Consider the following 12,427-nt stretch of genomic DNA (forward strand, 5'->3'; position numbering starts at 1 on the left):
TTCCATGATGAACATGTTCTTATCCTGCTTACATGTTGTTAAATCATCCTACTAATGGAATGGAGATTGTGTATAGCGAATGAAAGGAATCATAGCCTGATGGAGTTGGATGAAATCATTACTTTCGCTTGATGGAAAGATCATTTTAGCATTTCAAATGGTTGAATTGGCAATTTAAATGACGATACGGCATGAATAGTAAATTCCAGGTATAGACCAGTTTCTGAGCATTAATAAAAATTATTAATAAATTTAATAAGATTTTATAATAATGTAATTTTTCGTAAAATATTGATTTGTTATTAAATTCATGTTTTAATTTTTAATAGCGGTAACTGGTAGTGACGTCACAACCAATGAGGTGAAAATAAGATGATTGATGATACATTATATATTCCATTACATGTCCAGCTTAGTAAAAGTTTAGAAGAAAAAATAAAAGCGCAGGAGTTTATCGAAAAAATACCAAGTGAACGAGAATTGATGGATATGTATTCAGTAAGCAGAACGACAGTCAGAGAAGCTGTCACAAAGCTGGTAAATGACGGATTGTTGATTAAAGTGCACGGAAAAGGAACTTATGTAAATAAGAAACCTCCGATTCAGGAATGGTTATCTTCTTTGAACAGTTTTACGGAGACAGTAAGAAGGATGGGAATGGTGCCAACGAGTAAATTATTAACCTCTAAAAAGTTAAAAGCAGATGAACATAAAATAGGAGTTTTTAAAGAAGAAGTATTGATGATAGAAAGACTTCGTTACGCTGATGAAAAACCTATCGCAATTGAGCGGCATTACTACCCGCTATCAATAGGAGAACGTTTATCTAAATTTAATCTGGATAAGGAAACAATATATGATTTACTAGAAAATGAGTTAGGTATTGTTCTGGATGAAGCGGAGCAGTATATAACATCGAAAATAATTGAAGAACATTTAGCACCGTATCTGGAAATACCAAGTGGATCAAACGTGTTGCTTGTCGAAAGGACAATAGTTGATGAAAAAGGTAATGTCGTTGAGTATTATATTGGACAGTATCGCCCTGATATGTACACATTTCGGATAAAAACCAAAAGAAATATAAATAAAAAATAACTGATAGTGCAGCTGATTTTTATTATTCTTTAAATGTAAGCGCTGTCAAATGGAGGCTGTTATGAAAAGGCTGTTTCTACCGATCCTCGTTGTTTTCGTGTTTTTCATGATGGTATTTTTGGGGGATGAAAGGTTAGCCAGACTTTCCGGATCGACAGAATTAGATATCATTACACTTAGAGCTGCTCAGTCAAAAGCCTGGAATCATCCCGTTTCTCAGGGAGTTGATAAGTTTGCAGAACTGGTAGAGGAAAAATCAGATGGAGAAATAATTATTGAAACATATCACGATGGACTGATTGGGGACGACAGGGAAGTTATTGAAAGTGCACAAAGAGGGAGTATCGCTTTCGCCAGCTCCTCCACACCGAACATGACAAGTTTTACTAATTACTTTACGGCTTGGGATTTGCCTTACATTTTTGAAAATAAAGAAGAGGTATATAAAGCAATTGATGGAGAGCCCGGGGATATTGTACGGGCAGAGATGGAGAAATCAGGATTTAAGGTTATTTTCTTTCCAGACTATGGTTTCCGGCAAATCGTCAACAACAGTAAGGCAATTGAAAAACCATCTGATCTCGATGGAATGAAAATTAGAACAACGAATTCAAGAATTGAGCAAGCTGACTTTACAGCTTTGGATGCAAATCCAACTCCGGTTGCCTGGTCTGAAGTCTTTACGGCACTTCAGCAAGGAACTGTTGATGGCGAAGGAAACACGTATTCTCTCCTTTGGGATTCGAAGCATCAGGAAGTGTTATCATATGCAGCGGAAGTAAATTATAACTACAGCTCAGATATTCTTGTTATGAATAAAGATCTTTATGATGAGCTTGAACCGTACCAGCAGGAAATTATTATGGAGGCTGGACAGGAAGCAATGGAGTGGCAAAGAGTCGTTGCCACAGAAAGAGATGAGGAGGCAAAACAGCAATTTATTGATTATGGAATTGAAATATATGAACCTACGGATGAAGAATATCTGGAGTGGAAGCAGGCGACAGAAATTGTCTGGGATCAATACGTCAGAGAAGGATACGCAGAGACAGATTATGTTGACATTATCTTAGATACCTTAGGGAAGACAAAAGAAAGTATTTTTGAAGAATAGGGGGTGAGACAATTGGAAGCGGCTGTAGACAGTAAAGTAAGTAATTATTCCGGTAAACCGCCGAATTTTTGGATGAAGAGTCTTTCTGTTCTTGATCGCAGATTTGAAGAAATACTCATTGTCTCGGGGTTTTTGACTTTCATTATTCTAATCAATCTTCAGGTAATTAATCGGTATTTACTTCCATTTTTAGATATTGGCAATATTACTACTTGGACAGAAGAGCTTTCGAGATATTTATTTATCTTTGTTTCTTTTTTGGGAGCCAGTCTGGCAATACGGAAAAGGGAATCTATTCAAGTCAGTATACTGACGGATAGGCTGCCGGCAAGTATTCAAAAAGGTCTTCTGCTATCAAATACATTATTTATGTTTTATTTTAGCTACATGATGGTAGTGAATGGTTTTGAGCTTATATCCTTTCAGATTGATACACACCAGACTACACCAGCTTTATCAATACCAATGGCAGTTCCTTACAGCGCCGTACCAATTGGATTTGCATTAATCATGATTCGTTTAATCCAGATGTTTATAAAAGATACCAAAGAAATATCTATAAAAGAAGGACTGTTAGGAATTACTTTTGCAATTGTTATGATTCTTCCCGTTGCTTTTCTCGGAGATGCTGCAATTGCACTCGTCTTATTTGGTTACTTTGCTCTATTTATTCTAATCGGGATGCAAATTGCATTTGCACTGGGAGCGAGTACGTTAGCAACAGTTTTGGCAACGGATGCAATCCCGGTCGATTTCTTTCCACAGACAGCATTTACAAGTATAGATAACTTTCCGATTATGGCGGTCCCATTTTTCATCGCAGCAGGGATTATTATGGGCGGAGGAGCAATTATCAAACGATTATTAAATTTATCAGATGAACTGATAGGATTTTTGCCTGGCGGATTGGCGTTGGTAGCAATTATTACTTCCATGTTTTTTGCCGCAATAAGCGGTTCAGGACCAGCTACAGTGGCTGCTATTGGAACATTGCTTATTCCGGCGATGATTAAACAGGGCTATAATCCAGGCTTCGCCACTGGAGTTGTGGCGACAGCTGGAACGATAGGAGTCATTATTCCACCAAGTAACCCCCTGGTTATTTATGGGGTAGTATCACAAGAGTCTATTTCTCAGTTATTTCTTGCCGGCATTCTTCCAGGTGTTTCTACCGGCATCATTCTATTAATCGTAGCTTTTATTATTTCTAAGAGAAATGGCTGGAGGGGTGAGCGGACATCATTTAACCTCAGAAATTCTGCAAAAGCTGCCTGGGACGCCAAGCTTGCATTATTAGTTCCAGTTATTATTTTAGGAGGAATCTATGGGGGTTTTATGACTCCTACTGAAGCAGCAGCAGTAGCCGCAGCTTACGGGATTATTGTCGGTATGTTTGTATATAAGGACCTTGGTTTAAAAGGTGTTTATCAAAGTCTTGTTAAAGCAGGTGTTACCTCTTCTGTAATTATCATGTTAATGGTTATGGCAAGTATATTCGGCCGGCTGATCACATTGGAAAAGGTAGCAGAATTTGTAGCAGAATTTGTTCTGTCATTGAGTGAAAATAAATTCGTTATTCTATTGCTTTTAAACCTGTTTTTATTACTTATAGGTTTAGTTTTGGAAGCACTGGCTGCCATTGTGATACTGACACCGATATTATTACCGATGGCAGTGGCAATCGGACTTGATCCGGTTCATTTCGGACTTATTATGATCTTTAACTTAGCTATCGGGTTTATTACACCACCTGTCGGAGTAAATCTGTTTGTGGCAGCAAGTACCGCGAAAATAAAGATTGAAGAGATTATTAGAGGAAATAAGTACTTACTCTTAACGATGATTGTTCTTCTTTTATTATTTTCATACATTCCGGAAATCACCATGTGGCTGCCGGAGCTAATAAGAAACTAAATAGTAAAAGTTACAAAGGGAGGAACTATTATGTATACCACGTATCAGCCGAAACAAATTACAATTGGTGAAAATAGTCTGGGGAATTTTGGAGAAAGTGCTAAAAAACTAAAGATAACTCATCTGTTAGTTGTTATAGATCAATTTTTAACAACAGAACCATTAAAATATGATGACAGAATCGCGCAGATTTTAAATCAGGAAAATATTAATGTCACCTTCTTTTCAGATTATCAAGGAGAACCAACTACAGATCATCTAGGAGCAGCTTTAACCATTGCAAAAGAACATAAGGTTAATGGAGTAGCGGCAATTGGGGGAGGAAGCGCTATTGATATTGCGAAAGCAACAGCACTTTTTTGTAAAAGCTCTCAAATGGAATGGGGTGCAATAACGAAGCAGGACAGCCTGGAAAGACTGCCTTTAATTGCTGTTCCAACTACTGCGGGAACAGGTTCTGAAGCAACAAAGGTGATGGTTATTACCGATACAGAAAAGGGTATTAAAATGAATCCGGGACATCCAGATTTAATTCCTGATATAGCTATTCTTGATCCTGCTTTAACAAGCAGTCTGCCGAAAAATTTCACAGCGTATACCGGGGTTGACGCTTTAACACATGCGATTGAAGCCTTTGTATCAACCAAAGCCAATATAGCGACAGATCAATATGCTTTAACAGCGATTCAAATCGCAGGCAGATCTTTACCGATTGTGTATCATGATGGAATGAATATTAAGGCAAGAGAAGAGATGCTGCTGGCCAGTACGTATGCGGGAATTGCCTTTTCAAATGCTTCTACCAACTTAGCTCATGCAGCAGGAAGGGCTTTAGGAGCCAAATTCCATATTCCACATGGATTAAGTGTAGCGGTGTTATTACCCCTGGTTATGCGTTTTGGCTTGCAGGCAGCTCCTGAAAGATATGCACAAATTGCAGCTGCATTAGGGGCGGATGCAAATAAAGACATACATGAACTGGCTGAACAATCCATACAGATAATTGAAAAACACTGTGATGATTTTCAAATATGGAAGGATGCGTTGAAATTTATTAATCTTCAGGATCTAAAAAGTAATATTGATTTACTGGCCAAGGATGCACTGGATGGAAATGGTATTTTAACGAATCGTATTGTTCCTTCCAGTTCTGATATAAGAAAACTATTTTTAGATTTGATAGATAAATTAAATAAAGTAAAAGCAATCGAACAAGTATAATTACACAAAGGTTAATCATACAATTAGTTCTGAAGAGAAACAGAAACGAAGAGATCATTTAATTATAAAATACTTGTGCCTTAACTGGTCGTGATGTCAGTATCTCTGTAAAAAATAAGTTCATGGCATTTAAACGAATGATTGATGGGATGGGAAAATATGAACTATGAGAAATTAAAAACCTTTATAGTTGTTGCTGAAAAGAAGAGCTTTTCTGAAGCTGCAAAGCTATTATTTGTCACCCAGCCTACCATCACAGCGCAGATTAAAGCTTTAGAGGAGGAGCTGAGCACGAAATTATTTGAACGGACTACCAAAAAAGTAAGCTTAACTCAAGCGGGAATAATCTTAATGAATCATGCAAAGGAAATTGTCCGGTTAAATGATACCGCCCGAAAAGAAATCCTGGAGATAGAGAATACAGTTCATGGGGAATTAAGTATTGGCTGCAGTTTTACTATTGGAGAGTATATTATGCCTGAGTTTCTAAAAAAATTTAAAGATATGTATCCATTGATTCAGATAAAGGTAGATATTACAAATTCCAATAATATCATTTCCGATATTAAAGACCAGCGTGTGGATGTAGGTTTGATTGAAACACCGATAGATGATACGGAAATAGTTGTTGAATCCTTTTTAGAAGATGAGTTGATTCTTATTGCTTCCCCGTTATCTTTTTCATCAGAAAATACTGTTATATCGGTGGATGAATTGAAAGCGTTACCGCTGATAGTAAGAGAAAGAGGATCTGGAACCAGAGCCGTAGTAAACCAATATTTAAAGCAATCCGGTGTCAGGGAGGAAGATCTGAATATTGTGATGGAGTTAGGCAGTACGGAGGCAATTAAAGCAGCGGTGGAAGCAAAGCTGGGTATCTCGATTACTTCTAAAAGTGCCATAAAAAAAGAGCAGAAGCTGAATTTATTAACAGCATATAAAGTAAAGGATGTCTCTTTCTATCGATTTTTTTATACTGCTTATGGGAAAAATCAGGTTTTGAAATCTACAGCAGAATTATTTTTAGAAGAGTTATATAAGATGACACAGAAAAGGAGGGAGCCCGCTTTGTAAAAGCATTTTTCTAAATCATTCCTTAAGGGAGGTGTTTGTCATACACGATGGAAAAGGATTTTATGGTGCTGTTCCAGGGTTAATTATTTGAAGCATTTCTTAAATAAAATATAAATATAATCAAGGAGGAATTATAATGGCTAAGCAATCTTTGGATGTAAAACAGGTGACAAATCAGAAGATGAAAATGACTCCAAGTGAAGCAATTGTTGAAACACTGGTAGCAGAAGGGATAAAAGAGGTCTATGGTATTGTTGGTTCTGCATTTATGGATATGCTCGATCTATTCCCGACAGCAGGTATCCGATTTCTGCCGGTAAGACATGAACAAAGTGCAGCCCATATGGCAGATGCCTATACACGTGTTTCCGGTACTGCAGGAGTAGTTATCGGTCAAAATGGCCCGGGGATTACAAATATGGTAACGTCTGTTGCAGCAGCAAACCAGGCACATACTCCAATGGTAATCATATCGCCATCTGCGGGTACACCTACAATTGGCTGGGACGGGTTTCAGGAGGCAGATCAGGTCTCGATTTTCCAGGCTATTACAAAAGAAACGGTAAGAGTTACGCATAAAAGCAGAGTCGCAGATTGTTTGCGTACAGCATTCCGGATAGCTTATGCGGAACGCGGTCCAGTGCTTTATGATATCCCCCGTGATTTATTCTATGGAGAGCTGGAGGACCAGATTTTACAGCCTTATCAATATCGTGCAGACTCACGCGGCAGTGGAGATCCTGTATTATTAGACAAAGCAGCAGATTTATTAAAGAATGCCAAATATCCAGTAATCATTTCCGGTCGTGGAGCCGTTGATTCTGATGGGGTAAATGTTGTAAAACAGATTGCGGAGCATTTAACAATTCCTGCGGCAGTATCCTATATGCACAATGATGCCTTTCCGGCAGAGCATCCGCTGGCTGTAGGTCCAATTGGATATATGGGCTCAAAAGCAGCAATGCATACCCTGAAGAAAGCAGATGTAGTATTAGCAATCGGAACACGCCTGTCTGTATTCGGTACACTGCCTTGCTATGATATCGATTATTTTCCAAAGAATGCTAAAATTATTCAAATTGATATCAATCCAAGAAATATTGCCAGAACGCATCCAGTGGAAGTGGGGATTATAGGTGATGCTAATGCGGCAACCAAAGCATTGTACGAAAAACTAACTGCAGAGGTACCAGATGCTGTAGAAAATCCGGGCAGAGTAGAGGAAATTGCGAAGGCTAAAAAAGAATGGGAGCAGGAATTGGTTGATCTGGCAATGGAGGACGGGAATCCGATTAATCCGCGCCGTGCCTTACTGGAGCTGACAGGAGTATTACCTGAAAATACGATTATTTCCACAGATATCGGTAATGTTTCCTCCACAGCAAACGCTTATTTAAAATTTAATCAGACAAGACGCCACATTGCTGCTCTGACATTCGGAAATACAGGCTTTGCCTATCCGGCAGCATTGGGAGCACAGCTGGCAGAGCCGGATGCACCGGTAGTTGCAATCATTGGTGACGGAGCATGGGGAATGAGCTTACATGAAGTAAGCACAGCAGTAGAGCAAAATATTCCTGTAGTTGCCTGTGTATTCAATAATAAATCATGGGCAGCAGAGAAGAAGAATCAGGTGGATTATTATGATGACCGTTATGTCGGATCAGATATTGAAGGACCGGAGTTTGCAGAAGTGGCTAAATCAATGGGAGCTTTAGGATATACGGTTGAAAAAGCAGCAGACATTGGACCAATTATCAAGGAAGCTTTAGATGCGAGAAAGCCTGCTGTTGTTAATATTTATGTGGATGGAACACAGTTAGCGCCCCCTTTCCGGAGAGATGCTTTACAAATGCCGACCAGATATCTTGATAAATACAAGCATTTGGATTATGAAGTGTGGGGAAAGGAATAATCTGATATAATAAGGCGGAACTTCCTGCAAGAGGATGCTCAATAGGAGTGCTATCGACGGCTACCTGTGATAAATTTCCGTACCGGTTTATCCGGTGCGGAAATTTTAGCTATATGTACATGTATTTTTAAAGTACTAAGAGCGGTTTGTCAGGTTAAATGAATTTCAAGCAGTTGTACATAAAGGAGTTGATAATTTGAGGGAATCAAGAAGTAAGAATATTGTAATAGACATACTGCCTGGGTTACTGCTCTGTGTTGTTGTCATGTTTTTAGGCATTTATGGTGCTGAACTGATTGGATATATTATGATATGGACGGGATTATTATCAGAAGGCAGTTCAACACCGGTTTCCGGCATATTTGTGGCGATTTTAATTGGGATTGTTATCCGGAATGTGATAAATCTTTCAGATATATTTACAAAAGGAATCAGCTTTTCCATGAAGTATGTATTACGTACCGGAATTATTCTGCTGGGTTTACGTCTTAGCCTGATGGAGGCGTTAAAGCTTGGCGCATTTGGTGTCCCGCTGATTGTTGCCTGTATATCTGTCGGTTTAGCTTTAACACTTTTTTTGACGAAGAAAATGAATCAGTCAATGAGGCTAGGAACATTGATTGCCAGCGGTACCGGCATTTGCGGAGTGACCGCGATTATGGCAACATCTCCGGTGATTAAAGCAAAGGAAAATGAGATTTCTTATGCTGTGGCTAATATTACTATTTTTGGTTTAACCGGCATGATGCTCTACCCTTTTCTCGGTCATTTTTTATTTGCAGATGATCCAATTAAAGCAGGTTTATTCTTAGGAACAGCAATACATGATACTGCACAGGTAACCGGAGCTGCTTTAATTTATGATCAGCTCTTCCAAAATCCAGCTGTCATTGAAACTGCAGCAGTGACGAAATTGACAAGGAATTTATTTATTATTGCAATTATCCCGCTTGTATCCTATATATTCTTCAATTATTCCAGAAAAGAAGCTGGACAGGATAAACTGGAAAAGGAAGAGTTACCGAAGTGGTATACATTTATCCCGTTATTTGTTATTGGTTTTTTAATTCTTTCCGTTATCCGTACAATTGGAGACGCAACTTTAGAAAGCGCAGGAAATGCCTTTGGCTTATTTACAGGGAGAACATGGGAATCCATTTATAATAATCTAAGTTCATTTGGAACAACATATCTACTGGGAGCTGCCATGGCAGGTGTCGGCCTGTCCGCGAACTTTAAAAAGTTTAAAGGAATGGGGCTGAAGCCATTTTATATTGGATTTATGGCAGCTGTAGCAGTAGGGGTTGTAAGTGTTATTTTAGTTTCTTTATTTGGCGGGTATGTCAGAGTTTAATTTTTATCACAATACAGCTGACTTTAAGACTTCCGCTTCAAGAATAAAGAAGACATGAAGATTCTAAGCAAAGTTGAAAAAAAGCTGAATAAGGAATTAATTTATAAAAATAAATAGTATCTCTCTTTAGAGTTAACGTAGGAATAACAGATGTTCTCTTAACTTATAAAGGGAGATTTCGTTATGCAGGAAAAAGAGGTTTTAATAGGCTTTAGATGCTTTTCCTGCATTCCTGTTATAAAATGAAGGAAGTAATGTAACAGGAGGTATTATCGTGGATTGGTTCCAGCGGTTAAATGAATATTTTCCGGTAGAGGAAATGAAAGCAAAAGAACAAATAGAAGCTTTACTGAAAGACAAACCAAATAATTATTATAAGGATGAAAGTGACCTGCATATTATGATGTATGCAGAATTTGAAGAATTCGTCTTTGTTGATTTTCTATGGGTTTCAGAGAAAGCCCGTGGAAAAGGAATTGGTAAAAAATTGATTCAGCAGTTAAAGGATAAGCAAAAAACAATTATTTTAGAGGTAGAGCCTGTAGACGAAAATAATGCGGATACAGAGAAGCGGCTGCGTTTTTATTTCCGTGAAGGGTTCAGAATATCAGAAGCAATTTCATATCAATTTCAAGCATTAGTATCTCATTCGGAAACAGAATTGGATATTATGTATTGGGATGAACAGGTGAAAACGGATGAGCAATTATTGGATTCTATGGTAACGATCTATGAAGAAATTCATTCTTACAAACAGAAGCAAATTTATGGATATGAGCCGAAGCCGACAGGTGAAGTATTGAAGCTAAAGGCTTAACAGGAGGATTTGATGCAAATTCAAGGAATAAACCATCTTTTATTTTCTGTTTCTGATTTAGAGAAGTCAATTGCGTTTTACCGGGATGTATTGAATGCCAAATTACTTGTAAAAGGGCGTTCAACTGCTTATTTCGATTTAAATGGAATCTGGCTTGCGCTGAATGAAGAAAAGAATATTCCCCGTAATGAGATTGAAGCTTCCTATACACACATGGCATTCTCCATTAAAGCTGCAGAATTGGAAGCCTGGGAGCAGCATTTAAAACAATCAGGTGTTCATATATTGGAAGGACGGAAAAGGGCGGCAGAGGATAAGCAATCCATTTATTTTACAGATTTGGATGGACATAAGCTTGAACTTCATACAGGAACACTTCAGGACCGTCTGGATTATTATCAGAATGAGAAGAAGCATATGCGTTTTTATCCGGAAAATATAAATAACTTAAAAGAATAAACTGGCGAAAAGAGTTCTCGGACAGAGAGCTCTTTTTTTAGCGGAAAGCAGGAATTTGATGATGAAAATGGAAGTTATATAAAAGAAGGAGTTGATTCCAGTGGTATATCATACGTAAACTAATTATTTAAAAAAACATTTTAAATATCATTGGAGGTTTGTAATATTGAAAGCATTATTAGCGATAGATATGCAAAAAGCACTAATTAATGAGCGGTATGATTTAGGAGATCGTGTTAATAATATGGAGCTTATCCTAAAAGAATTTTCAAAGCAGAGCTTACCTATTTTTCTGATCCAGCACACTAGTGAAAATAAAGAAGATCCATTTTATATAAACGGAAGCGGGGCAGAAATTTATCCGCCTTTTAAAAAGTATGGTACAGAAATAATTCAAAAAGAAACGCCCAGCGCATTTTATCAAACCAATTTGCTGGAGAAGTGCAAAGCATACAATGTGGACGAGCTTGTCATTATCGGACTTAATACGGAATTTTGCTGCTTATTCACAGCGATTGCAGCATATGATCGCGAATTTAAGGTTGCATTTCTGGAAGATGCTACTGCAACAGTGAATAATGGGGAAGTATATGAAATGCAGGATTTAGATATTCCAGATTTTATCGGAACTGTTTTGCATTGGTCTGGAGCAATAAAGGTGTTAGATACGGAAGAATATAAAGAATGGAGTAATAATTGAATCCTTTGATGGCATATAAAATAATTCGCCGGGCATAATAATCCTGATAAAACGAAACTGCATTCAATGAGAGGTTATTTGACGTGTACAAGTTATTATTGGGGAAGCAGCTGCAGCCCGGTACACCAGCAAATTGGCCTTTTCCACTTTTATATTATTGAATGTCAGTTGCGTAATTCAGGGAGTTAGCGTTTGTTATCTCCGTGATAAATTTTTGGAAAGGGGTTTGTCTGATGAGCCAATTAACGCAAACTGAACTGGAAACATTGCGTAAAGTTATTGGAGAGCATGGGATGATTGTCAATAAACTGGAGGCTTATGCTGAGCAGGCACAAGATCCGGAATTTAAATCAATGCTGCAATTTGATGCAGAAGATGCCCGCAATGCCAAGCAACAATTAATGTCATTTTTACAATAGGAGGGTGGTTTGAAAATGTTTCAGGATAAAGAAATGGTGAATGATTATTTAAATGGTCTTAATGCAAGTTTAAAAGGTTATGCTGGCTATATTTCTGAGTCAAATAATCCCCAGCTGCGCCAAAAATTTGTTGAACTGAGAAACCGTGATGAAGCACGCCAATTGAAAGTATATCAATATGCCTTGCAAAATGGATATTACCAGCCTGGTCAGCAGGCAAGTCCCCAAGAAGTGCAGCAGGTGCAAACTGAATTATCTCAAGGCAGCTGATAAAACAGAGCTTGTATAGGACGGCTTGGAGAGATAGCATCACAATTTTAAATTGTGCACGCATTAAAAAAC

The 12,427-nt window shown here is 38.0% G+C and carries 12 protein-coding genes; all 12 read left to right on the plus strand.

The window, feature by feature from the left end; all coding sequences use genetic code 11:
- The first annotated feature begins 372 nt into the window (after positions 1 to 372).
- A complete protein-coding gene (locus IEX29_RS24215; RefSeq protein ID WP_188738067.1) occupies positions 373 to 1,098 on the plus strand; it encodes a GntR family transcriptional regulator in 726 nt (241 codons plus the stop codon).
- Between the two features lie 106 nt (positions 1,099 to 1,204).
- Positions 1,205 to 2,212, plus strand: a complete 1,008-nt coding sequence (locus tag IEX29_RS24220) for a TRAP transporter substrate-binding protein (RefSeq protein ID WP_229720376.1) — start codon at positions 1,205 to 1,207, stop codon at positions 2,210 to 2,212.
- Positions 2,213 to 2,224: 12 nt separating this feature from the next.
- Positions 2,225 to 4,126 (plus strand): TRAP transporter large permease, encoded by a 1,902-nt coding sequence (locus tag IEX29_RS24225; protein ID WP_229720372.1) that lies wholly within the window; start codon positions 2,225 to 2,227, stop codon positions 4,124 to 4,126.
- A gap of 30 nt (positions 4,127 to 4,156) precedes the next feature.
- On the plus strand, positions 4,157 to 5,347 hold the full coding sequence (locus IEX29_RS24230; protein ID WP_188738071.1) for an iron-containing alcohol dehydrogenase: 1,191 nt from the start codon (positions 4,157 to 4,159) through the stop codon (positions 5,345 to 5,347).
- Between the two features lie 159 nt (positions 5,348 to 5,506).
- Positions 5,507 to 6,421, plus strand: a complete 915-nt coding sequence (locus IEX29_RS24235) for a selenium metabolism-associated LysR family transcriptional regulator (protein WP_188738073.1) — start codon at positions 5,507 to 5,509, stop codon at positions 6,419 to 6,421.
- 136 nt (positions 6,422 to 6,557) lie between these two features.
- Positions 6,558 to 8,336 (plus strand): sulfoacetaldehyde acetyltransferase, encoded by a 1,779-nt coding sequence (gene xsc / locus IEX29_RS24240; RefSeq protein ID WP_188738075.1) that lies wholly within the window; start codon positions 6,558 to 6,560, stop codon positions 8,334 to 8,336.
- Between the two features lie 196 nt (positions 8,337 to 8,532).
- A complete protein-coding gene (locus IEX29_RS24245) occupies positions 8,533 to 9,690 on the plus strand; it encodes a YeiH family protein (RefSeq protein ID WP_229720373.1) in 1,158 nt (385 codons plus the stop codon).
- A 274-nt stretch (positions 9,691 to 9,964) separates the two neighbouring features.
- Entirely contained in the window at positions 9,965 to 10,507 is a 543-nt protein-coding gene (locus IEX29_RS24250) for a GNAT family N-acetyltransferase (protein ID WP_188738077.1), read from the plus strand.
- Positions 10,508 to 10,519: 12 nt separating this feature from the next.
- On the plus strand, positions 10,520 to 10,966 hold the full coding sequence (gene fosB, locus IEX29_RS24255) for a metallothiol transferase FosB (protein WP_188738079.1): 447 nt from the start codon (positions 10,520 to 10,522) through the stop codon (positions 10,964 to 10,966).
- Positions 10,967 to 11,132: 166 nt separating this feature from the next.
- Positions 11,133 to 11,666: a cysteine hydrolase family protein gene (locus IEX29_RS24260; protein ID WP_188738080.1), complete on the plus strand. Its 534-nt coding sequence runs from the start codon at positions 11,133 to 11,135 to the stop codon at positions 11,664 to 11,666.
- 233 nt (positions 11,667 to 11,899) lie between these two features.
- Positions 11,900 to 12,085: a hypothetical protein gene (locus IEX29_RS24265; RefSeq protein WP_147209699.1), complete on the plus strand. Its 186-nt coding sequence runs from the start codon at positions 11,900 to 11,902 to the stop codon at positions 12,083 to 12,085.
- 15 nt (positions 12,086 to 12,100) lie between these two features.
- Entirely contained in the window at positions 12,101 to 12,355 is a 255-nt protein-coding gene (locus tag IEX29_RS24270; RefSeq protein WP_077603737.1) for a spore coat protein, read from the plus strand.
- The last annotated feature ends 72 nt before the right edge of the window (positions 12,356 to 12,427 follow it).

This window comes from Oceanobacillus neutriphilus, from assembly GCF_014645515.1.
Classification (GTDB): Bacteria; Bacillota; Bacilli; order Bacillales; family Amphibacillaceae; genus Oceanobacillus; species Oceanobacillus neutriphilus.